19 protein-coding genes and 2 pseudogenes are annotated in these 20,621 nt (G+C 71.6%); 12 read left to right on the forward strand and 9 right to left on the reverse strand.

All coding sequences use genetic code 11. The features are described 5' to 3' along the window. The first annotated feature begins 85 nt into the window (after nucleotides 1-85). Entirely contained in the window at nucleotides 86-3,337 is a 3,252-nt protein-coding gene (locus ICC28_RS00660; RefSeq protein ID WP_188286802.1) for a BTAD domain-containing putative transcriptional regulator, read from the forward strand. An 11-nt stretch (nucleotides 3,338-3,348) separates the two neighbouring features. On the opposite strand, the gene ICC28_RS00665 is transcribed toward ICC28_RS00660, so the two are convergent. Together ICC28_RS00665 and ICC28_RS00670 are read right to left on the reverse strand one after the other, a co-directional pair. Then, the gene (locus ICC28_RS00665; RefSeq protein ID WP_282702226.1) at nucleotides 3,349-4,176 is read right to left on the reverse strand and encodes an ABC transporter permease; all 828 of its coding nucleotides are present in this window, start codon (nucleotides 4,174-4,176) and stop codon (nucleotides 3,349-3,351) included. Then, nucleotides 4,173-5,201 carry an ATP-binding cassette domain-containing protein gene (locus tag ICC28_RS00670; protein ID WP_188286352.1) on the reverse strand — a complete coding sequence of 343 codons (1,029 nt, stop codon included), beginning with the start codon at nucleotides 5,199-5,201 and terminating at the stop codon, nucleotides 4,173-4,175. The genes ICC28_RS00665 and ICC28_RS00670 overlap by 4 nt, the downstream gene beginning before the upstream one ends. Nucleotides 5,202-5,443: 242 nt before the next feature. Between ICC28_RS00670 and ICC28_RS00675 the strand changes: the two genes are divergently transcribed. Then, a complete protein-coding gene (locus tag ICC28_RS00675; RefSeq protein ID WP_188286353.1) occupies nucleotides 5,444-6,859 on the forward strand; it encodes a recombinase family protein in 1,416 nt (471 codons plus the stop codon). A 72-nt stretch (nucleotides 6,860-6,931) separates the two neighbouring features. Beyond that, a complete protein-coding gene (locus tag ICC28_RS00680; protein ID WP_188286354.1) occupies nucleotides 6,932-7,729 on the forward strand; it encodes a site-2 protease family protein in 798 nt (265 codons plus the stop codon). On the opposite strand, the gene ICC28_RS00685 is transcribed toward ICC28_RS00680, so the two are convergent. Then, complete coding sequence (locus tag ICC28_RS00685) at nucleotides 7,719-7,901, reverse strand: hypothetical protein (RefSeq protein ID WP_188286355.1); 183 nt, start codon at nucleotides 7,899-7,901, stop codon at nucleotides 7,719-7,721. The two genes, ICC28_RS00680 and ICC28_RS00685, sit on opposite strands and share 11 nt — an antisense overlap. Nucleotides 7,902-7,955: 54 nt before the next feature. After that, nucleotides 7,956-8,663: an NADPH-dependent F420 reductase gene (npdG, locus tag ICC28_RS00690; RefSeq protein WP_188286356.1), complete on the reverse strand. Its 708-nt coding sequence runs from the start codon at nucleotides 8,661-8,663 to the stop codon at nucleotides 7,956-7,958. Between the two features lie 144 nt (nucleotides 8,664-8,807). Between npdG and ICC28_RS00695 the strand changes: the two genes are divergently transcribed. Both ICC28_RS00695 and ICC28_RS00700 read left to right on the forward strand, forming a co-directional pair. Next, complete coding sequence (locus ICC28_RS00695) at nucleotides 8,808-9,410, forward strand: hypothetical protein (protein WP_188286357.1); 603 nt, start codon at nucleotides 8,808-8,810, stop codon at nucleotides 9,408-9,410. 370 nt (nucleotides 9,411-9,780) lie between these two features. Further along, a pseudogene (locus ICC28_RS00700) lies at nucleotides 9,781-11,034 on the forward strand (MFS transporter); the annotation flags it as partial. Between the two features lie 29 nt (nucleotides 11,035-11,063). On the opposite strand, the gene ICC28_RS41210 reads toward ICC28_RS00700, so the two are convergent. After that, entirely contained in the window at nucleotides 11,064-11,294 is a 231-nt protein-coding gene (locus ICC28_RS41210; protein WP_282702224.1) for a hypothetical protein, read from the reverse strand. 58 nt (nucleotides 11,295-11,352) lie between these two features. Between ICC28_RS41210 and map the strand changes: the two genes are divergently transcribed. Then, complete coding sequence (gene map / locus ICC28_RS00705; RefSeq protein WP_188286358.1) at nucleotides 11,353-12,210, forward strand: type I methionyl aminopeptidase; 858 nt, start codon at nucleotides 11,353-11,355, stop codon at nucleotides 12,208-12,210. Nucleotides 12,211-12,329: 119 nt separating this feature from the next. Continuing rightward, nucleotides 12,330-12,977, forward strand: coding sequence for a heme oxygenase (biliverdin-producing) (locus ICC28_RS00710; RefSeq protein ID WP_188286359.1), 648 nt, complete (start codon nucleotides 12,330-12,332; stop codon nucleotides 12,975-12,977). A gap of 82 nt (nucleotides 12,978-13,059) precedes the next feature. Here the strand turns inward: ICC28_RS00710 and ICC28_RS00715 are convergent, their stop codons facing one another. Next, nucleotides 13,060-13,743, reverse strand: a complete 684-nt coding sequence (locus ICC28_RS00715) for a PhzF family phenazine biosynthesis protein (protein ID WP_188286360.1) — start codon at nucleotides 13,741-13,743, stop codon at nucleotides 13,060-13,062. 248 nt (nucleotides 13,744-13,991) lie between these two features. On the opposite strand from ICC28_RS00715, the gene ICC28_RS00720 reads away from it, so the two are divergent. From ICC28_RS00720 to ICC28_RS00735, 4 genes and pseudogenes are all read left to right on the forward strand, one after another. After that, nucleotides 13,992-15,077, forward strand: a complete 1,086-nt coding sequence (locus ICC28_RS00720; RefSeq protein WP_411158564.1) for a FecCD family ABC transporter permease — start codon at nucleotides 13,992-13,994, stop codon at nucleotides 15,075-15,077. Nucleotides 15,078-15,470: 393 nt separating this feature from the next. After that, nucleotides 15,471-16,292 (forward strand): heme ABC transporter ATP-binding protein, encoded by an 822-nt coding sequence (locus ICC28_RS00725; RefSeq protein ID WP_188286361.1) that lies wholly within the window; start codon nucleotides 15,471-15,473, stop codon nucleotides 16,290-16,292. 36 nt (nucleotides 16,293-16,328) lie between these two features. Continuing rightward, nucleotides 16,329-16,430, forward strand: a pseudogene (locus ICC28_RS00730) (iron transporter); the annotation flags it as partial. A gap of 13 nt (nucleotides 16,431-16,443) precedes the next feature. Continuing rightward, a complete protein-coding gene (locus ICC28_RS00735) occupies nucleotides 16,444-17,424 on the forward strand; it encodes a hypothetical protein (RefSeq protein ID WP_188286362.1) in 981 nt (326 codons plus the stop codon). Between the two features lie 87 nt (nucleotides 17,425-17,511). On the opposite strand, the gene ICC28_RS00740 is transcribed toward ICC28_RS00735, so the two are convergent. Then, complete coding sequence (locus ICC28_RS00740; protein ID WP_188286363.1) at nucleotides 17,512-18,246, reverse strand: bifunctional DNA primase/polymerase; 735 nt, start codon at nucleotides 18,244-18,246, stop codon at nucleotides 17,512-17,514. 204 nt (nucleotides 18,247-18,450) lie between these two features. Next, the gene (locus ICC28_RS00745) at nucleotides 18,451-19,071 is read right to left on the reverse strand and encodes a TetR/AcrR family transcriptional regulator (protein ID WP_188286364.1); all 621 of its coding nucleotides are present in this window, start codon (nucleotides 19,069-19,071) and stop codon (nucleotides 18,451-18,453) included. A 139-nt stretch (nucleotides 19,072-19,210) separates the two neighbouring features. On the opposite strand from ICC28_RS00745, the gene ICC28_RS00750 reads away from it, so the two are divergent. After that, nucleotides 19,211-19,393: a DUF6243 family protein gene (locus tag ICC28_RS00750; RefSeq protein ID WP_188286836.1), complete on the forward strand. Its 183-nt coding sequence runs from the start codon at nucleotides 19,211-19,213 to the stop codon at nucleotides 19,391-19,393. A gap of 7 nt (nucleotides 19,394-19,400) precedes the next feature. Here the strand turns inward: ICC28_RS00750 and ICC28_RS00755 are convergent, their stop codons facing one another. Further along, nucleotides 19,401-20,411 carry a small ribosomal subunit Rsm22 family protein gene (locus tag ICC28_RS00755; RefSeq protein WP_188286365.1) on the reverse strand — a complete coding sequence of 337 codons (1,011 nt, stop codon included), beginning with the start codon at nucleotides 20,409-20,411 and terminating at the stop codon, nucleotides 19,401-19,403. Nucleotides 20,412-20,621 lie beyond the last annotated feature (210 nt).

A 20,621-nucleotide genomic window follows, 5' to 3' on the forward strand; every position in this document is an offset into this window, starting at 1 on the left:
CCTCTTGGCCGACCGGCAACGGGTGGCGGGTAGACAGAGGTCGGAGTCCGGGGGCGTGTGCCTCCGGGGTGGGGGGCGGGTGAGAATGGACCCCGTGCGCTATCGCATCCTCGGCACCACACAGGCGTTCCGGACCGACGGCGCCCCCGTCCCGGTCGGCGGGGCGCGCCTGCGTGCTCTGCTGACCGTGCTCGCCCTGCGGCCCGGCCGTACCGTCCTCGCGCAGACGCTCGTGGACGAGGTCTGGGACGGTGATCCGCCCGCCGACGCGCCGGGCGCGCTGCAGGCGCTCGTGGGCAGGCTGCGCAGGGCTCTCGGAGCGGAGGCGGTCGAATCCGTGGACGGCGGTTACCGTCTCGCCGCCGTCCCCGACGCCGTGGACCTGCACCGCTTCGAGCGGCTCACCGCCGACGGCACCCGCGCCCTCGCCGACGCAGACCCCGCCAAGGCCGCCGGTGTCCTCGACGACGCGCTGTCCCTGTGGCACGGTCCCGCCCTCGCCGATCTCCCCGACCGCACCGCCGAGGCGGCCCGCTGGGAGGCCCGGCGTCTGGACGCGCTGCGCGCCCGGCACGCCGCCGCCCTCGCCCTCGGCCAGGCCGAACGGGCGCTGCCGGAGCTGGCCGCCCTGTGCGACGCCCATCCCCTGGACGAACCGCTCCAGGTCCTGCGGTTGCGCGCCCTGCGCGACGCGGGCCGCCCGGCCGAGGCACTGGCCGCCTACGACGCCGTACGACGCCTGCTCGCCGACCGGCTCGGCTCCGACCCGGGGCCCGAACTGCGGGCACTGCACGGCGAGTTGCTGGAGCCGAAGGAGCGCAGACCCGCCCCGGCCGCCGCGCCGCCGGGCAACCTCCGCGCCCGTCTCACCTCCTTCGTCGGCCGGAAGGCGGACATCGAGGCCATCCGCGGTGACCTCGCCGCGGCCCGGCTGGTGACGCTGCTCGGACCGGGCGGGGCCGGGAAGACCCGGCTGTCGCAGGAGGCCGCCGAGGCGGTGCGGGACACCGCTCCGGACGGGATCTGGCTGGCCGAACTCGCCCCCGTCGACGGCCCGGACGCCGTACCGGAGGCGGTGCTCACCGCCGTCGGTGGACGCGAGACCGTCCTCTACGGCGCCGGAGCCGAGCAGGTGCGCAGTGTCGGCGACCGCAACGACGACCCCGTCGACCGCCTCGTCGAGCACTGCGGCCGACGCCGCATGCTGATCGTCCTCGACAACTGCGAGCACGTCGTCGAGGCCGCCGCCCGCCTCGCCGAGGAACTGCTCGCCCGCTGCCCCGACGTCACCGTGCTCGCGACCAGCCGCGAACCCCTCGGCGTGCCGGGGGAGGTACTGCGGCCCGTGGAACCACTGCCGCAGCCGTACGCGCTGCTGCTGCTCGCCGACCGCGGGGCCGCCGCCCGGCCCGGCTTCCGCACCGACGACGACCCCGAGGCGTGCGCGGAGATCTGCCGCCGCCTCGACGGCCTGCCCCTGGCCATCGAACTGGCCGCCGCCCGGCTGCGCATGCTCACGCCCCGGCAGATCGCCGACCGGCTCGACGACCGCTTCCGCCTCCTCACCTCCGGCAGCCGTACCGTCCTGCCCCGCCAGCAGACGCTGCGGGCCGTCGTGGACTGGTCCTGGGGCCTGCTCGACGAGGACGAACGCGAGGTGCTGAGCCGGCTGTCGGTGTTCGCGGGCGGCTGCGACCTCACCGCCGCCGAGGCCGTGTGCGGGCCCGCCGCCCTGGAAGCGCTCGGCTCCCTCGTCGACAAGTCCCTTGTCGTGGCCGCCCCTTCGGGCGACGGCGAGATGCGCTACCGGCTGCTGGAGACCGTCGCCGAGTACGCGGGCGAACGGCTCGACGAGTCCGGGCAGCGCCCCGGGACCGAGCGCGCGCATCTGACGTACTACCGCGAACTCGCCCGCACCACCGACCCGTTACTGCGCGGCCCCGGCCAACTCGCCGCCGTGGAACGGTTCCAGCGCGAGTACGAGAACCTGCGCACCGCCCTCCGGCACGCCCTCGCCGCACGCGACGAGCAGGAGGCGCTGGCCCTGGTGCTCTCCCTGGGCTGGTACGGGCAGCTGCGGGCCCTGCGCATCGACTGCCGCAACTGGTGCAAGGAGGTCATGGCACTCGGCCCCGACCCCTTCACCGAGCCCGTCGTCCCGGCCGGGCCGGTCTGGCAGCGCTGCACCGAGGAGCCGCCCCCGTACACCGGCGAGGTGCTGCGGGAGGCGCGGCGGGGCGTCCACCTGCTGCACATGTCCTGCATGGACACCGAAATGGAGGCCTGGCAGACCCCGGAGGCCCAGCGGAAACTGCGCGTCATCACCGAGGTGTACGAACCGGGACTCCCGCAGACCTGCCGCAGCCCCGGCATGCTCGCTCTCTACGCCGTCATGCTGTCCGGCGCGATGGACCGGTTGGACACGATGATGGACGCCGCCGTGAAGACCTGCCGGCAGGCCCCGGACGGCTTCGAGTGGGAGCTGGCCGCCACCCTCCAGATGCGCGCCAACCTCATGTCCAACCGGCCCGACCTTGCGGACGACACCTTCCGGGACGCCGACGAGTCCCTGGAGATCTACCGGCGTCTCGGTGACTTGTGGGGAACCGCCGAAGCGCTCTCCGCACGCGCCGAGTCCTACGAGCGCAAGGGCGCCTACCTCAAGGCCGCCGCCGACTACGAGGCGGCCATCGAACACGCCAAGCAGCTCGACGCCCGCGCCCACCAGGCCGTCCTGTCCGCGCGGCTGGCCTCCGCGCTGCTGGAGGCCGGCGAGGAGGAGCGGGGCGAGCGGCTGCTGCGCGAGGTGCTCGCCAGCCTGGACGGCGGCCACAACGAGGCGATGCCGTTCTGCCGGATGATCCTCGCCGGATGGCTCGGCCTCACCGGCCGCATCGCCGAGGCGCGCGAGCACCTCCGGCTGCTACGCCGGGACTTCACGATCGCCTACTTCGTCGTCTTCGACGCGTTCATCCTCTCGGGGGAGGCCTGGCTGGACACCTGCGAGGGTCTGCACGCGGAGGCCCGGGAGAAGATCCGGCGCGGCATGGTGCATGCCGACGACCCGCTGACCCGGGCCATGGCACCGCAACTGGCCTCGTCGTTCCTGGTGATCGCCGCGCTGGCCCTGGTCGGTAGCGACGCCCGCGACGCCGCCCGCTGCCTCGGGGCCGCCGACGCGGCCCTGCCCCCGGCGCATCTGCGCTCGCGCCTGGAGCGCGAGGGACGCCGACGGGCGGTGGCCGCGGTGCGCGCCGAACTCGACGACGAGGCCTACGAGTCCGCCTACGCCGAGGGCGGCCGCCTCACCACGAAGGAGGCGGCCGCCCTGGTGTGACCGCACGGGGGTCAGCTCTTGGTGCGGAACTTGTGGATCGCGATCGGCCCCATCACCGCCGTGAGCCCCACCGACCAGGCGAGCGTCACCCACAGGTCGTGCGCGACCGGGCCGCCCGCCATCAGCCCGCGCGCGGCGTCCGCCAGCGAGGACAGCGGGTTGTAGTCGGTGAAGCTCTGCAGCCAGCCCGGCATCGCGTCGGTCGGCGCGAAGATCGACGAGCCGAACTGCAGCGGCATCAGCACCAGGAAGCCCATGGCCTGCACGGACTGGGCGTTCTGCAGCACCACGCCGAGAGTGAGGAACACCCACATCAGGGCCGAACCGAACACGGCGGCCAGCGCCACGGCCGCCAGCAGGCCGCCCCAGTCGGTGATGTCGAAGCCGACCAGGACACCGACGACCAGCATGATCACGATCGCCACCAGCATGCGCAGCAGCTCCACCGAGATCTTCGCGAAGAGCACCGAGCCGCGGCCGATCGGCAGGGAGCGGAAGCGGTCCATGACACCGGAGTTGAAGTCCTGGTTGAAGCCGGTCCCGACCGCCATGGCCATGCTCATGCCCATCATGGCCATCATGCCCGGCACGACGTACTGGACGTACTCGTCCTGTCCACCGCCCAGCGCCTGACCGATCGAGCCGCCGAAGACGTACACGAACAGCAGGGTGAAGACGATCGGCATCAGGATGGCGTCGAACATCGACTCCGGGTTCTGCCGGACCCACAGGAGGTTGCGGCGGACGAGCGCCCCGGTGTGCCGCAGGTGCGACCGCAGCGGAATACGGACGTCGGTGGGGGTGGGGGTGGGGGTGGCGGTTGTCGTCGCGGTGCTCACGCGGCGACCTCCTCGCGGGTGTCGGCGGGCGCGGTGTCCTGCGGGGCACTGGCACGGTGGCCGGTGAGGGACAGGAACACCTCGTCCAGGCTGGGGAGTTCGGTGGTGACGGAGGACAGGGTGACGCCGCGCGTGGTGATCGCGGCGACGACGGCCGTGAGCTGCTCGTCGCTGAGGACCGGCACCAGCAGGGAGTCCCGTTCGGTGTCCACGGTGGTGGCGGCGAGACCGGTGATGCCGAGGTCGTCGAGGAAGGCGGCGAGCGGGCGCAGCTGAAGCGGATCGGCCGGCCGTACGCGCAGGGTCCGTCCGCCCACCTTCCCCTTCAGCTCGTCGATGCCGCCCTTGGCGATGACCTGGCCGCGGTCCACCACGGTCAGCTCGGAGGCGAGCTGCTCGGCCTCCTCCATGTACTGGGTGGTGAGCAGGACGGTGACTCCGCCGCCGACCATGGTCTTGACCTCGGCCCACACCTCGTTGCGGGTGCGCGGGTCGAGGCCGGTGGTGGGCTCGTCGAGGAAGAGGACGGCGGGGCGGCCGATCATCGAGGCGGCGAGGTCGAGCCGGCGCCGCATGCCGCCGGAGTACGTGCCCGCCGGCCGCTTGGCGGCGTCGGTGAGCGAGAACCGCTCCAGCAGCTCGTCGGCGCGGGCCCGGGCGTCCTTCCTCGACAGGTCGAGGAGCCGTCCGATGAGGTACAGGTTCTCCCAGCCGGGGAGCTTCTCGTCCACGGAGGCGTACTGGCCGGTCAGCCCGATCACCCGGCGCAGGTGCCGGGGCTGCCGGACGACGTCGTACCCGGCGACGACCGCCTCGCCGGCGTCCGGGGTGAGCAGGGTGGACAGAATCCGGACGAGGGTGGTCTTCCCGGCCCCGTTCGGTCCGAGCACCCCCATCACGGTGCCCTCCCGTACGTCCAGATCGACGCCGTCCAGCGCCTTGGTCTCGCCGTAGTGCTTGACCAGCCCCCGCACGGTGACGGCGCTGCCCGCGCCGGCCCTGGGGTTCATGTCGATTCGCGTCATGTCCCCGACGGTTCCATTCCCGACCGACAAACCACCGACAGCCGTCCGACAGCCGCCGACAGGTTGCCGACAGGGGGGCGTACAAGGGTTGTCCTCGCCCGGCCGCCCCTGCCCGTGCCCTCCTCCAGAGGCTGCTGCCCCTTCGACCCCGCCCAAAGGGCTCCGCACCTGTAGCCGACGAGATATCACATGGGTTTACCTAACTCTCAATTTGTTAGATACAAACACGCTACCGTCGGATCATGGAACGACCGTCGCGGGCCCTCATCACCATCCGATTGACCGTCCAGACCGACTCGACGACCAGCCCTGAGCGGCAACTCGAAGCGTGCAAGTCGTTCTGCGAGCAGCGCGGTTGGGAGATCGTCGGTGTTGCCGCAGATGTCTCAGTCTCGGCCACCGCGGTGCCGCCGTGGGAGCGTCCAGAACTGTCCCGGTGGCTCGATGACCGTGCACCGGACTTCGATGTCATCGTCTTCTGGCGACTCGATCGGTTCGTTCGCCGAGTCGGTGACCTGCACCGGATGATCCAGTGGGCTCAGAGTCACGGTGGCAAAGCGCTGGTTTCCGCCACCGAACCGTTCGATCTCACGAGTCCGACAGGGAGGGGGACGGCCACCATGATCGCCACATTCGCGCAGATGGAATCCCGCGCCGCCGCGGAAAGAGTCGCGTCATCGCGCGCACACCTGCTCACGTCCACACGATGGGGTGGCGGTTCACCACCTTTCGGATATCGCACCTACGCGAAGGAGGGTGCACGCTACCTGGAGATCAATCCGGAGACGGCAGACGTCGTCCGTGAAGCCGCTCGACGCGTCATCGACGGCGAGCCGGTCAATGCCATATGCCGAGACTTCGAAGAACGAGGGCTCCCGTCTCCCGCGGACACGTATCAACGGAACAAGTCCGGAAAGGACTTCGTCTGGTACCCCCGCACGCTGAAGGGAATCCTCACCTCGCCCACCCTGCTGGGCTGGAAGACGCGCAGTGAGGACGTCCCGGGCAAGAAGTACAGGCGGCGCGTCCTGGTGCACGACGCCAGCGGGGCCCCTGTGCGTGTAGCCGAAGCAGTGCTGGATCAAGATGTCTTCGACACCCTTCAGGATGCCCTGACCCGTTCCGCCTCCCCGGTCGGCAAGCGCTCCACAACACCGAGGACCCCGCTTCTCGGCGTGATCAAGTGCGGAGGCTGCGGCAAGAACCTTCAGCTCCACACGACCCGGAAGCGACGTAAGGACGGGACGTACCGGGTCACCGAGAAGGTCCGCTGCCTTGCACGAATCGGCTCCCCCGCGTGCCCCGGCTATGTGTTCCTGCCCGACGAGGAAATCGTCACCCCCGTGCTGCGTCGGCTGGTCGAGGCAGTCGGCGATCTACCTGTCACTCGTCGTGTGTACGTCCAAAGCGCCCGCGAGGAGCCCGCTCCGAACACTCCTTCATGTGATGCCAACGGGGATCACTGGCGGTTCGAGCCGCTTGGGACCACCTTCGCCGAACGGTGGACGAGTATGGAAGTCACTGCGCTCGGCGAGGATCTGATCCACGCCGGCGTCACAGCCAGATGTCACCCCCGAGACCGCGGCGGTCCCCTTCTGGAAATCCCCGAAGACTTCCGGGAGCGCCTTGCGAAGTCGCTCGGACAGTCGCGGCTTTGAGATGTCGTCCGTACGCTGACCATCACGCCGAAGCCCCCGGCTGGGCCGCTATGCACCAGGAGAACCTCACCCATGACCACCGCCTCTCGAACGAGCGAACAGCGGATCAGCCCTGTCTTCCTCGGGATCACTGCCATCGCGGCGGTCACCGGGTGGGCGGTGTGGACAGACTTCGCATCATCCCCCGGGCTTGCCGTGTTCCTCTTCGTCACCTCGGCCTGGGTGATCTCCCTGTGCCTGCACGAGTACGCGCACGCGCGCACGGCCCTGCACAGCGGAGACATCTCCATCGGCGCGAAGGGTTACTTGAGCCTCAATCCTCTCGCTTATACCCATGCGCTGCTGAGCATCGTGCTCCCGGTGCTCTTCGTGATCATGGGCGGGATCGGTCTGCCCGGTGGTGCCGTGTTCATCGAGCGCGGGCGGATCCAGGGGCGGTGGAAGCACAGTCTGATCTCGGCGGCCGGTCCGCTCACGAACGTGCTGTTCGCGATCGTGTGCACCGCGCCGTTCTGGCTCGACGCGCTCGACGGCGTCCCCGCGCACTTCCGGTTCGCGCTCGCCTTCCTCGCCCTGCTCCAGGTCACGGCGGCGATCCTGAACTTCCTGCCGGTGCCCGGCCTGGACGGCTACGGCGTGGTCGAGCCCTGGCTGTCGTACAGCGTCCGGCGCCAGGTGGAGCCGTTCGCGCCGTTCGGCCTGCTGTTCGTGTTCGCGCTGCTGTGGCTGCCGGCGGTGAACGGTGTCTTCTTCGACATGGTCGACGCGATCCTGCGCGGCCTCGGGATCAGCGAGGCGGAGACGTACTGCGGCTACGACCTCTTTCGCTTCTGGCGCGAGGCCGACTCCTACTGCTCGGTCAGCCCGTGACGGACGACCGGCGCATCTTCTCGCGCTTCACGTAGTACCAGCACATGTTGGACGACAGCCCCGCGAGCAGCACCCAGACGATCCCCAGCAGGCTGCCCTGCGCGAAGGAGACGACGGCGGCCGCGACGGCGAGGACGCAGACGACGAGGGCGTAGAGGGCGAGGCGCGGCATGGGGACTTTCTCCTGTCGGGGGACACTGGTGCCTTCCCAGTGTCCCCCATCCCCTCATACGTCCGTGATGCGGAGTCCCGCGTGCGCCTTGTAGCGGCGGTTCACCGAGATCAGGTTGGCGACCAGGGACTCGACCTGGTGGGCGTTGCGCAGCCGGCCGGCGAAGATGCCGCGCATGCCGGGGATACGTCCGGCGAGCGCCTGGACGATCTCGACGTCGGCGCGAACCTCGCCGAGGACCATCACGTCGGTGTCGATCTCGTCGATCTCCGGGTCCTGGAGCAGCACCGCGGACAGGTGGTGGAAGGCGGCGGTGACCCGGGAGTCCGGGAGCAGGGCCGCCGCCTGCTCGGCCGCGCTGCCCTCCTCCGGCTTGAGGGCGTAGGCGCCCTTCTTGTCGAAGCCGAGCGGGTTGACGCAGTCGACGACGAGCTTCCCGGCCAGTTCCTCGCGCAGCGACTCCAGCGTCTTGCCGTGGCCCTCCCACGGTACGGCGACGATGACGATGTCGCTGCGGCGGGCGGTCTCGGCGTTGTCGGCGCCCTCGACTCCGTGGCCGAGTTCCTCGGCAGCGGCCTGCGCGCGGTCCGCGGCCCGCGAGCCGATGATCACCTTCTGGCCGGCCTTGGCGAGCCGGTAGGCCAGGCCCTTGCCCTGCGGGCCGGTCCCGCCGAGCACGCCGACGACGAGCCCGGAGACGTCGGGGAGGTCCCAGGGGTCCTTGGCGGGGGCCTTCTGTGCAGCACTGTCGCTAGAGGTCATGGGCCGACTGTACGTCCGCCCCGCCCACCCCTGCCGGTCGGGGGACGGTCCGCCCACGGGTGCCGGGGCGGCGGTTGCCCAGGTCGGGCGAATTCAGGCTGAACCGCCCGCTCCGGGTGACGGATTGCGGCAGGATGCGGTCGCATGGATGCCGTACGGGTGGCGTTGCTGCGTGAAGTGCTGGCCGGGACCGAGTGGTTGGGGGCCACGCGGCGGTTCGCGGGTGCCCTGCGGGGCTCGGTGGTCGCGCACGGCGGCGGCCTGCTGCTCGTCGGCACCGCCGACTACGAGCCGTGGCATCTCGCGGCGCATCTGGTGGACGAGGCCGCGTGGTCGGGGACGCCGGAGCTGGTCCCGACGCTGGTCCGGCACGACGCGCGGGCCTCCGATCCGGCCCATCTGGCGGTCGGGCCGGGGCGGTTGGCGGCGGCGCGGCGGGGCGAGACGCTGCTGGTGGTCTCACCGGAGGCGACGGAGGCGCGTCTGCTGGAGCGGGTGCACGACGCCCGGCGGGCCGGAGTGACGGTCCTGGCACTCGGCCCCGGCGAGGGCGAGCTGGCGGCGATGGCCCACGACTCACTGCCGGTACCGGAGGGCACGGACCTCGACCTCGACACCGTGCAGCACCTGGTGAGCGCGGCGGCCGGGGAGAACTCGGTTCCCTCCCCGCGGGCGCCCCGCCGCTTCCGCGACCGCCTGTCGGCCCTGGCCGACCACCTGACGGCACCACCACCGCCACGCTGGTGACCTTCGCGCGCCGACCCCCGAACACCGTCGACTGCCACGCACTCGGCCGCCACACGCCACCGGCCGCCACACGCCTCAGACCTCTGCGCACCTCCGGCCGCCACACGCCTCAGACCTCTGCGCACCTCCGGCCGCCACACGCCTCGGCCCCCGCGTGCCCCCGTCCGCCACGCACCTCGGCCCCGCGCCCCTCCGTCCGCCGCGCACCTCGGCCCCCGCGTGCCTCCGGCCCCCGCGTGCCTCCGGCCTCAGCGCACCTCCGACCCCCGCCCGCCTAGGGCGCTGCCCCAGCCGCCCGGCCCGCGGGATCTCCCCTCCCCACCGAAAAGCAGTTGCCCCGAGCTCCCGCCTCTGTCGACCATGGCTGCTCGTGACTCCCCGTGGCCTGCTTCCCGACCTCACGCCCTGGCGGGCCTCCGCCGACTTCCGGCGGCTGTGGCTGTCGGGGCTGATCTCCAACTTCGGCAGCTTCCTGACGTTCGTGGCGCTGCCGGTGCAGATCAAGGAGCTGACCGGCTCCGCGGCGGCCGTCGGGGCGATCGGCGCGGTGGAGCTGCTGCCGCTGATCGTCTTCGGGCTGTACGGCGGTGCCCTCGCCGACGCGCTCGACAAGCGCGCGCTGATCGTGTGGACGGAGGCGGGGCAGGGGCTGCTGAGCGCGGCGCTGCTGGTGAACGCGCTGCTGCCGAACCCGGCCGTGTGGCCGCTGTACGTGGTCGCCGCCCTGTCCTCGGCGCTCGTCTCGGTGCAGCGCCCGGCGCTCGACTCACTCTGGCCGCGGATCGTCGCCCACGAGCACCTGCCGGCCGCGGCCTCCCTGAACAGCTTCCGCTGGACGCTCGGCGGGGTGGCGGGCCCGGCCGTGGCGGGCCTGGTGGTGGCGTACGCGGGACTCGGCTGGGCGTATGCGGCCGACCTGCTCACCTTCGTCCTCTCGGTCGTCCTGATCCTGCCCATCGCCTCCTCGCCCGCCGCTCACGAGGCGGCGAAGCCGTCGCTGAGGGCGATCGCCGAGGGCGCGAAGTACGCCTGGGGCCGCAAGGAGCTGCTCGGCACCTACGCCGTGGACCTCGCGGCGATGTTCCTGGCGATGCCGCTGGCGCTGCTGCCGTTCCTGGCGGACGAGATGGACGCTGAGTGGTCGCTGGGCCTGATGTACGCGGCGATTCCGCTGGGGTCGCTCCTGGTGAGCGTGACCAGCGGCTGGACGGCGCGGGTCCACCGGCACGGGCGGATGGTGGTGCTGGCGGCGGCGCTGTGGGGCGCGGCGATCGCGGCCGCGGGGGTCGTCGGCGACGTGTGGCTGGTGCTGCTGTTCCTGACCGTGGCCGGGGGCTGCGACATGGTGAGCGGGATCTTCCGCGGGATCATGTGGAACCAGACGATCCCGGACGAGCTGCGCGGCCGGCTCGCCGGGATCGAGCTGCTGTCGTACTCGGTCGGCCCGACCCTCGGCCAGGTCAGGTCGGGCGGTTTCGCCGCCTGGTGGGGGGTGCGGGCGTCGGTGTGGTCGGGCGGGCTGTTGTGCGTCGGCGCGGTGGGGCTGCTGGCGCTGTGCCTGCCGAAGCTGATGACGTACGACGCCCGGACGAGCGAGCACGCGAAGAGTGTCCGGGCCCAGCGCGATCGGCCCGGACGTCGTCACCGGCCTGATCAGTCGTCGTCCCTGGTCGTCGTCGGCGCGTCGTGCCACTTGGGGTCGTTCTCCCACTGGAGGTTGCGCTCGCGGGCGGTCTCCATCGCCTGCTCGGCCTCCCGGCGGGAGGCGTACGGGCCGAAGCGGTCCTTGCCGGGGCAGTCCGGACCCTCCTCGACCTTCTTGTGTTCCAGGCAGTAGTACCACTCGCCCGGCTTGCCGACCGTGCGCTTCTTGAACAAGGCCATGACCTGCTCCTCTCGCCACCGACATGTTCCCCTACGCCCGCTGGTTAGACTCGCTGGCATGTCTGGCCAGTCGCTGCTCGTACCAGGGGAGCTGTCTCCCACCCGTTCCGTGCCCGGAAACATCCGTCGTCCCGAGTACGTCGGCAAGCCCGCGCCGACGCCGTACACCGGTCCGGAGGTGCAGACCCCGGAGACCGTGGAGGCGATGCGCGTCGCGGGCCGTATCGCGGCCCGGGCGATGGCGGAGGCCGCGAAGCTGATCGCGCCGGGCGTCACGACCGACGAGCTGGACAAGGTGGCGCACGAGTACATGTGCGACCACGGCGCCTACCCCTCGACGCTCGGCTACCGCGGCTTCCCCAAGTCCCTGTGCACGAGTGTCAACGAGGTGATCTGCCACGGCATCCCGGACTCGACGGTGCTCCGGGACGGCGACATCGTCAACCTCGACGTGACGGCGTACATCGGCGGCGTGCACGGCGACAACAACGCCACGTACCTGGTCGGGGACGTCGACGAGGAGAGCCGGCTGCTGGTGGAGCGCACCCGCGAGTCGCTCGCCCGCGCGATCAAGGCGGTCAAGCCGGGCCGGCAGATCAATGTCATCGGCCGCGTCATCGAGTCGTACGCCAAGCGCTTCGGTTACGGCGTCGTCCGTGACTTCACGGGACACGGCATCAACTCGTCGTTCCACTCGGGCCTGATCATCCCGCACTACGACAGCCCGCACGCGACGACGGTGATCCAGCCCGGCATGACGTTCACCATCGAGCCGATGCTGACGCTCGGCACGCACGAGTACGACATGTGGGACGACGGCTGGACGGTGGTGACCAAGGACCGCAAGCGGACGGCCCAGTTCGAGCACACGCTGGTGGTGACGGAGTCGGGAGCGGAGATTCTGACGCTGCCGTAGCGCCCTCACTCGTGCGACCCGCCCCCTGCTGGGGGCGGGTCTTTTCTTGTACGCTTTTACCGACAGAGCGTCGGGAAACCTATTGACTTAGGTAAGCCTTACCTTAAAGGATGTGCTGCATGGACTCCTTCTCGACAGTCATCCGCACCGCGTCCCACGAGCAGCACATGGAGGCGGAGACCTCGACGTTCATGAGCGACCTGCTCGGCGGCCGACTCGGCGTCGACGCGTACGCGCGCTACACCGAGCAACTGTGGTTCGTCTACGAGGCTCTTGAGACCGGGGTCGAGCGGCTGGCGTCAGATCCGGTGGCGGGGCCGTTCATCCGGCCCGAGCTGTTCCGGCTGCGCGCGCTGGAGGCGGATCTGGCGCACCTGCGCGGGCCCGGGTGGCGGGCGGGCGTCACCGCGCTGCCGGCGACACGGGCGTACGCGGACCGGGTGCGGGAGTGCGCGGAGCAGTGGCCGGCGGGGTACATCGCCCACCACTACACCCGTTACCTCGGCGACCTGTCCGGCGGTCAGATCATCCGCGACAAGGCGGAGAAGACCTGGGGGTTCGAGAAGAAGGGCGACGGCGTCCGCTTCTACGTCTTCGAGGAGATCACCAACCCGGCGGCCTTCAAGCGGAGTTACCGCGAACTGCTGGACGCGGTGCGCGCGGACGACCTGGAGAAGAAGCGGATCGTGAGCGAGTGCAAGAAGGCGTTCGCCCTGAACACGGGCGTCTTCCATGCCCTGGGCGAAGAGTTCCCCCTGTCGGCGTGACCGCCACTGGGGGCTACCGCCCTCAGACCCCCGCTCCGGCCTGAACGGCCTTGCCCTCAAACGCCGGACGGGCTGGATGATGTCAGCGCTCCAGGAACACCCTGCCGCCGACCTCCACCCAACCCCCCGGCTGCGGTGCCGTCAGGATCTGCGAACCCGCGCCCTGCGTGATGTTCAGGGCGCGGCCCAGTCGGTCGGTCAGCAGCAGCGCCGCCGCCCCCGTCGCCTCGTCCTCGTCGACGCCGTCACCCCGGCCCGGAAAGCCGCGCGCCCTGATCCGGCCCGCCGGCTCGTCCTCCCAGGCCCAGGCGTACACCCTCCCCCAGACTTCGTCCGGGGGGACCCCCATCTCGCTTCGCTCGCCCGGCGGCGGTACGGCCAGGTCGTCGACCTCCGCGGCCGTCGCGTACTGGCGGAACGTCATCGGCGGCGCCCACTCCGCCCGCGCCTCGATCCAGCTGAACTCCCCGTCCTGCCGCGCCCCGACCACACCGGCCTGCGTGACCAGTTCGGGCACGTCGAGCAGCCAGGCGGCGCCGACGCAGGGGGAACCGGCGAACGGCAGCCGCACGCTGGGCGTGTAGATGTCGATGACCCCGCGCTCGGGGTCGTCCACGAACACGGTCTCGCTGAACCCCAGCTTCGCGGCGAACTCCTGCCGGTCCGCGCGCTCGGGCATGACCGATCCCTCGCGGACGACGCCGAGTTCGTTGCCGTAGCCGCCGTTCGCTCCGCAGAAGACGCGGAGCACGTCGTAGTCACTCACGGGGGCATTGAAGCATCATGCGCGCGGCGCCTGCGTACGCCGCCTCCTAGCCAAGCAAGGTAAGGCTAACCTAAACTTCGGCGAGCCACTGGGTGGGCCAGGGCGTGAACCCAACCCACGCACAAGGAGAAGCGCACGTCAGACGGGCGCGGAGAGGAACGGCCGACCGTGCGACGCTTGCGCACACGACGGGCGGGAGCGCTGCCGGCTGTGCTCGCCCCGCTCCATGAGGGCGGTGCCGCGTGACGGTGTTGGAGAAGGCCGCGCGGGACGCACCCGCCACGGAGACCCCCGTACGCGGGCCTCGCCGCACCACCCCCTGGCTGCTGACCGCCGGACTGGTCGTCGCGCTGCTCGTGCTGGTGCCGGTCGCGGCGGGCATCGGCGCCTATCCGGTGCCGGTCGGTGACGTACTCGCCTCCGTGCAGCACCGGATCGGGCCGGGCGGGCGGGAGTTGGACCGGGTCGCGGAGTCGGTGCTCTGGAACGTCCGCTTCCCGCGTATCGTCCTCGCGCTGCTCATCGGCGCCTCGCTGGGGTGTGCCGGGGCGCTCATGCAGGGCGTGTTCGGCAATCCGCTCGCCGAGCCCGGCGTCATCGGCATCTCCTCCGGCGCGGCGGTGGGCGCGGTCGCCTCCATCGCGCTCGGCCTCAACTTCCTCGGGAACTGGACGGTTTCGGTCGCCGCGTTCGTCTCCGGCCTGGCGACGGTGCTGCTCGTGTACGTGATGTCACGGTCCGGCGGCCGTACGGAGGTCGTGACGCTGATCCTCACCGGCATCGCCGTGAACGCCTTCGCGGGCGCGCTGATCGGGCTGTTCCTGTTCTTCGCGGACGCCGCCGCCATCCAGCAGATCACCTTCTGGCAGCTCGGTTCGCTCTCCCAGGCGACCTGGCCGAAGGTGCTGGCGGTACTGCCGTGCGCGGCGATCGGGCTCACCGTGGCGCCGCTCTACGCCCGCCGCCTGGACCTGCTGGCGCTCGGCGAACGGCCCGCCCGGCACCTGGGCGTGGAGGTCGAGCGCCTCCGCGTCACGCTCGTGTTCGTCATCGCCCTCCTCACCGCGGCCGCCGTGAGCGTCTCCGGCATCATCAGCTTCGTCGGCCTGGTCGTCCCGCACCTGCTCCGGATGGCGGCGGGGCCGGGGCACCGCTTCCTGGTGCCGGGTGCTGCGCTGCTCGGGGCGGTCTGCCTCCTGGCGGCGGACCTCGCCTCCCGCACGCTGGCCGCGCCGGCGGAGCTGCCCCTGGGCGTCCTCACGGCACTGCTGGGCAGCCCGTTCTTCTTCTGGCTGCTGCGGCGGACGCGGCGGCGGCAAGGGGGGTGGGCGTAAGGGGTGGTATGCGGCCTGGGGGTGCGTATGCGGACTGCGGGTGCGGACTGCGGACTGCGGACTGCGGGTGCGTATGCCGTCTGCGGGTGCGTGGGGGCTGGTCGCGCAGTTCCCCGCGCCCCTAACTCCGTTGCCCTCGCCGCCGATTACATCGCGCCCTGCCCCTGTCCGCCCTCTCCTCTCCGCCCCGCCTCCTTCCTCCGCCGCCCCTTCTCTCTCCGCCACCCGCTTCCTTCCTCCGCCCCCCTCTCTCCTCCACCCGCCTCCCTCTCCCCTCCACCCGCCTCCCTCCTCCGCCGCCCCCTTCCCTCTCCGCCGCAACGGTGCTCCGCCGCCGCGGTGCTGGTCGGCGGTGGCGAACTGTCCTCAGCCTTCCGCCTCAAGGACCCCGTCATGAGACTTCTCCGGCCCCGTCCCACTCCCCCGCCTCCCGCCGCGCCCGGAGAGGTGCTGGCCGCGGCCGAAGGGCTCCGTGTCCGGCTCGGTGGGCGAGACGTTCTGCGCGGGGTGGACGTCGATGTCCGTGCAGGTGAGGTGCTCGCGCTCGTCGGGCCCAACGGCGCCGGCAAGTCCACGCTCCTCGGCGCCCTCGCCGCCGACATCCCGGCCGCCGAGGGAGTCGTACGGATTCATGGGCGGCCCGCGCCGCAGTGGTCCGCGCCCGAACTCGCCCTGCGGCGGGCGGTGTTGCCGCAGGCCGCCGCGCTCTCCTTCCCCTTCTCGGTGGAGGAGGTCGTCAGGATGGGCCGCGCGCCCTGGGCGGCTCTGGGGATGGAGGACGACGACGACGCCGTTGCCGGGGCGATGGCCGCCACCGAGGTGGGCGGGTTCGCGGCGCGCCCGTTCTCCGCGCTCAGCGGCGGCGAGCGGGCCCGGGTCGCGCTGGCCCGGGTGCTCGCCCAGCGGGCCCCGCTGCTGCTGCTCGACGAGCCGACCGCCGCCCTGGACCTCAAGCACCAGGAGCTGGTGCTGCGACTGTGCCGGGAGCGGGCGCGGGCCGGGGACGCGGTGGTGGTCGTCCTGCACGACCTGGGGCTCGCGGCGGCCTACGCGCACCGCGTCGCGATCCTGCGAGTCGGCCGGATCTCGGCCGACGGACCGCCGGCCGAGGTGTTCTCCGAGGAACTGCTGTCGGAGGTGTACGACCAGCCGGTCGACGTGCTGCCGCATCCGCGGGCGGACACGATCCTGGTGACCCCCCGCCGGAACCTCTGACCACCATGCGACCTGCCGGTGCCCCGGGTCGGCCTCCCCGTGACGACCGTCCGCCAGGTCACGGTGTGGCCGCTGTACCCGGTCCCGGCGCTCGCGCTGTTCCTCTCCCCGGTAGGGTTCGCCTCCGGGAAGGGGTAGGTGAAGGGACCCGATGAGCAGGGATCGCAGACTCCGCAGGCTTGACCGGAGGGTGCTGATAGCGGCCTCAGTGACCGCTTTGTCGTTGACGGCGAGCGGATGCGTGGTGGTGCACGGGGAACGGGAGTTGATCCCCGCGACCACCCGGGCCGAGGCCGCCGAGGCCCTGAAGGAGTTCACGGCCGCGTACAACGCCGCCGACAAGGCCTACGACAGCTCCCTGGACGCCGACCATGTCACCGGCGCGCTCGGTGACATCGACGAGGCGCGCCTGAAGGCGGGCCGGGCCAACAGCCCGGAGGGCAACGCGGCGCACAGCCCGCTGGAGTTCACCGACGCCGAGTTCACCATCCCCAAGAAGGCGGGCTGGCCGCGCTGGTTCCTGGCCGACGCCCAGGGCAACCGGGGCGGCGACTCGCGCTGGCTGCTGGTGTTCACCCGAGACGGGCTCGCCGAGCCCTGGGAGGCGGCGTACCTGACGCTGGTGGCGCCGGACGACCTGCCGGAGTTCCGCAAGGACGAGGACGGCTGGGCCGAGGCCGTAGACCCGAACTCCTCCGAACTGGCCGTCCCTCCGGCCGACTTGAGCAAGGACTACACGAGCTATCTCCAGGACGGCTCGGAGGTTTTCGCGGACGGCAGCCACACCTCCGGCTGGCGGGAGAAGCGCGCGAAGAACGCCAAGAAGCCGGGCCTGGTCACCCAGTACATCGACGAGCCGCTCACCGAGGGCGACTACGCGCCGGTGGCACTGCGCACCGCGGACGGCGGAGCGCTGGTCTTCTTCACCACCCGCCACTTCCAGAAGCAGACCGCGGCGGCGGGCACGTCCGTGCCCACGCCGAACTCCTCGGTGCGGGCCCTGACGAAGGGCGAGATCAAGCAGTCGCTGACGATGGAGTTCGTGTCGAACGAGGTGGCGCTGAACCCGGTGCGGGGGCAGGTGTCGATCCTGGGCCGGATCGAGGGTCTGACCGGCGCGAAGGGCGAGTAAGCGTCCCGAAGGGGAAGGGGCGCGGGGAACTGCGCGACAAGCCACGACGAACCCGCAGAAGCACTACGCCGAACCCACGGCCACGCACTAGCGACGCAAAGGCCAACCCGAGTGCGCCCCGTCGGGCTCCTGACCGGCGTAGCGGCCGCAGGCGTCCGTGAGGATCTCCAGCAACGTCAGCGGATCCGGCAGCGGATGCTCAAGTCCGCGTACCCAGTGCACGGTCTGCCCGTCGTCGCCGGGCAGGCGGGCGGGCGGGACGAGGACGTACGAGCCGCGGCAGTGCCAGCGCAGCCCCGGATGCTCGTCCATCGTCTCGGGGTGGCAGTCCAGTTCGCACGGCCACCACTCGTCCTCGTCCTCGGGGGTACCGCGGGTGAGGGTGAAGAAGAGGAGCCGCCCGTCGTCGCTCTCGGCGACGGGCCCGACGTCGATCCCGGCGGCGAGCAGCCGCTCCAGGGCCTCCCGCCCGGCCTCAAGGGGCACGTCGAGGACGTCGTGCACCATGCCGGTCGCGGTGATGAAATTGGCCTGCGGCTGGTGCCGGGCCCAGCGCTCGATCTGCCCGCGGTCGGTGGTGGACTGCGTCTGCCAGGCGAAGGACACCGGATGCCGGGCGGGCGTGGGGCAGCCGACGCGATCGCAGGAACAGCGGTACCCGGCGGCGGGGTGGGCGGCGGGCGCGAGCGGCAGTCCCGCGGCCGCGGCGGCGAGCAGCAGGTCTTCGCGGCCGCCGTCGTCGGCGGTCTGCCGGGGGCGGCGTCCACGCAGCCACCGGGAGAGTCTGCCCTGCAGGCCTTGGTCGCCGAACTCCGCGCTCATCTATCCCCTCGCCTCGCTGTCGTGCGGAACAGCATGCCTCATGGTCCCACCATCCTGCGCTCCGGGGGGCCGGAGCCGACAACAGGGGCAGGTGGGACGAGCCACAGCGCGCACCCGGATCAGGGGTCATTGCATGCTTTAGCGGGATATACCCACCTGGTCGGGGTGGCCATGGTCACGTGGAACGGACCACCGGACGGCTGCTCAGCGGGGAGCGAGGCCGTGGAGGGCGTAGTCGACGAGGGTGTCGGTGTAGTCGTAGGAGATGGGGCCCGTGTACTGGAGCCAGCGCTGGGCGAGGGGTGAGACGAAGAGTTCGAGGGCGATGCGCGGGTCGACCTCGGGGCGTACGTCGCCGGCGTCCTGGGCGGCGCGCAGCCGGTCGACGTAGAGCTGGAGCGAGGGCTCCATGAGCTGGGCCACGAACCGCCGCCCGAGTTCCTCGTTGACCAGGCCCTCGGCGGCCAGCGCCCGGGAAGGGACTTCGAACTTGGGATCGCACATCTGGTCGACGGTGGCCCGCAGCACGCCCTTGATATCGGCGGCAAGGTCCCCGGTGTCGGGGATGGCGTACGGCATCTCCTGCCCCGTCGCCCTGCTGGCCTGCTCGCTCAGGTCGAGGAACGCCTCCAGCAGGACGTCCGCCTTCGACGGCCACCACCGGTAGATCGTCTGCTTGCCGACGCCGGCACGGGCGGCGATGCCCTCGATGGTGGTCTTGGGGTAGCCGACCTCTCCGACGAGCGCGAGGGCGGCGTCGTAGATGGCGCGGCGGGACTTCTCGCTGCGGCGGGCGGTGTCGGGGGCGGTCCTCTGAGCGGTCATGTACCGAATTTACCAGGTTGACAAGACGGTGCGTCTCGCCGGAGAGTGGAGGGGAGCGAGGACGAGACGATACGTCTCGTACCGAGAATGTCGATGCCCGAACCGACCCATCCCCCGGAACCGGAACAGGAGAACCCCCATGGCCCGAAGCGGATCAGGAAACATGCTCGGAGTCGGCGGCACCCGCCAGAACCTCGGCCGCCAGGCGATCCGAGGCGGCAGGCGCGGCGGCCGGATCGGCGGCGGCGCGGACGCGCAGGCCCAGAAGCGGGAGCTGCTGCGCAGGCTCCAGGAGAAGCGCGGCGGGCCGGCGGCGGATTGAGGCAGGACTACGGCCGGGCCGGCCAGGCCGGATTCTGCGCCGGCGGCCAGGCGTCGCCCCAGTCCGCGTCGCGGGCCGCCTTGTACAGGTCGCCGTGGCGCTTGGTGACCGTGGTGCGGGTGAGGGCCGGGTCCGTCTCGCAGAGGTCGAGGAGGACCTGGCCCTTGCGGATCTGGGGCTTGCGTACGACGCGGGAGGGGGCGGGGTCGACCGGCAGGCGGGTGGCGGCGACGTAGGCGAACTTCTCGTCCTCGTAGGCGAGGGAGCCGCCCTTGACCTGGCGGTGCAGCGAGGAACGGCTGACCCGCGCCGAGAAGTGGCACCAGTCCTGGCCCGGGACGATGGGGCAGGCGGCGCTGTGCGGGCAGGGGGCGGCGACGTGGAAGCCGGTGGTGATCAGGCGGTCGCGGGCCTCGATGATCCGGGCGTAGCCGTCGGGGGTGCCGGGTTCGACGATCACGACGGCCTGCGCGGCGGACGCGACGGCGTCGACGAGGGCGGTGCGGTCGGGGACGGTCAGCTCGTTGAGGACGTACGAGACCGTCACGAGATCGGCGCTCTCGATGGTGAGCGCCGCTCCGATCCGAGAACGCTGCCAGCGGACGTCGCGCAGGGCGGGGTTGGCGGCGGCGATCTCCCGGCCGAGGGCGAGGGCGGGTTCCGCCCAGTCGAGCACGGTGACCTTCCGAGGACCCGGCCAAGTGGCGCCGACCGCCCAGGTCGCGGCGCCGGTGCCGCCGCCGACGTCGACATGGCTCTCCGGCACCCACCCCGGGGCGGCGTCCGCGAACGCCTCCAGCGCGGCGTGCACGGCCTCGAAGGTCGCCGGCATGCGGTAGGCGGCGTACGCGGCGACGTCCGCGCGGTCGCGCAGAATGGGCGCGTCGGTCGGGGTCGCCCCGCGGTAGTTGGCGATCAGCCGGTCCACGGCCGCCGCGGCCTGCCGGGGCGGAAGCCCGTCGAGAAGACCGGCAAGCCTGCGCCGAAGGGTTTCCGCCGGGGATACGGGGTCGTTCACCCGGCGATTCTACGTTCGCGAAGTCCCTACCCGTCCCGTCCCCTGGGGGCTCCGCCCCCAGACCCCCGGGCCTTTGCCCACCCACCACCCGACTCGGTGAGTTGAGAGGTTCACTTTTCAGCCCACTGGAAACGGGTGGTTGGGTGGGCAAAGGCCCAGGGGTCCAGGGGGCAGAGCCCCCTGGGCGGGGCCGAAGGGGCAGCAGCCCCT

It is taken from the genome of Streptomyces sp. TRM68416, from assembly GCF_014596915.1.
GTDB lineage: Bacteria > Actinomycetota > Actinomycetes > Streptomycetales > Streptomycetaceae > Streptomyces.